At 71.1% G+C, this 377-nt stretch carries 1 protein-coding gene; it reads right to left on the reverse strand.

The genetic code is table 11. The features are described from left to right. A partial coding sequence (locus tag DEIPI_RS0106735) for a MerR family transcriptional regulator (RefSeq protein WP_027481276.1) occupies positions 1-308 on the reverse strand: 308 nt, incomplete at its 3' end. Positions 309-377: the final 69 nt, after the last annotated feature.

The following is a 377-nucleotide window of genomic DNA, read 5'->3' on the forward strand; positions in this document are numbered from 1 at the left end:
AGGTCACGGTCGGAGCGCGAGCGCAGACCGCCGCGCACCGCCGACGTGCCGTACCCGCTCGCCATGAGCTTGCGCAGCGCGAGCAGCTGCAGCAGGTGACGCCGCGTGTAGCGCGCCTCGCGCCCGACGCGCGCGGGCTCGTCGAGGAGACGCTCGGTGGTGTAGTGCCGCACGAGCCGGGCGTTCACCTCGTCCTTCGCGCGGCCGCTGCGGTCGGTCGGGAGGACGTCGGGCAGGAGCGCGTTGGCGATGTCGACGAGGTCCTCGAGACCGCCGCTCCAGTCCTCGGGGACGCTCAGCACGGACATGCCCCACCCTAGGGTCGGGCGGTGACGTTGTCAACAACGTTGATTGCAACCTTCGAGGGTGTCCTCAGC

It is taken from the genome of Deinococcus pimensis DSM 21231 (assembly GCF_000519345.1).
In the GTDB taxonomy this organism is placed as follows: domain Bacteria; phylum Deinococcota; class Deinococci; order Deinococcales; family Deinococcaceae; genus Deinococcus_A; species Deinococcus_A pimensis.